Raw genomic sequence first — 637 nt, 5'->3', positions numbered from 1 at the left:
TTGTAAATGTTTGCAAAATACTAAATATAAAAATTCAGAGGTGATGTATAATGAAAAATATAATATGGACCATAGTAAACTTTTTATTAGTTAGTATGCCTATACTCTGGCGATCTAATTATAGCTTCATATTTGTTTTAATTTCTGTATTGTCTATTGCATTTTTATATGATAATTTCCTATTGACTTTAATGAATTTTGTTAAAGGGAAAATTACTATAAAAGAACTTTTCACTGTATATATTAGTGATGAACATTTTAATTATACTAATTTAAAATTATTTTTATCTTTAATTTTCACTGTTCAACCTATATCTACAGCTATTTTATATAAATATAACTTGTATTTTAGTATTCCATTATATTTAATTAGTGCATTAGCATTTGTGGGATATTATAAAACTATTAATAGTTTAAAATTTAAACAAAAATCATTAATAATAAAAAAATAAAATATATGTTGTAATAAAGTTTCTATAATCTAACTTATAGTCTTTCTATTGTTAGTATAGGAACTTTATTTTTATTATCCTTTTAATTTTCTCCATTTTCGTATTTTTATCCTAAATGACTTAAGTAGAATAACAGTATGTAAATGAATCTATTTCCATATTGCCCAATTAGAAGGAGTTAGCAA

1 protein-coding gene is annotated in these 637 nt (G+C 21.0%); it reads left to right on the top strand.

Features of this window, described 5'->3' with window-relative positions:
- Positions 1–50: 50 nt before the first annotated feature.
- On the top strand, positions 51–452 hold the full coding sequence (locus GBZ86_RS16600; RefSeq protein ID WP_152892497.1) for a hypothetical protein: 402 nt from the start codon (positions 51–53) through the stop codon (positions 450–452).
- Positions 453–637 lie beyond the last annotated feature (185 nt).

This window comes from Clostridium tarantellae (assembly GCF_009295725.1).
Lineage (GTDB): Bacteria > Bacillota > Clostridia > Clostridiales > Clostridiaceae > Sarcina > Sarcina tarantellae.
The sequence above is the reverse complement of the archived record's forward strand: the minus strand, read 5'-3'. Positions and strand labels throughout refer to the sequence as shown.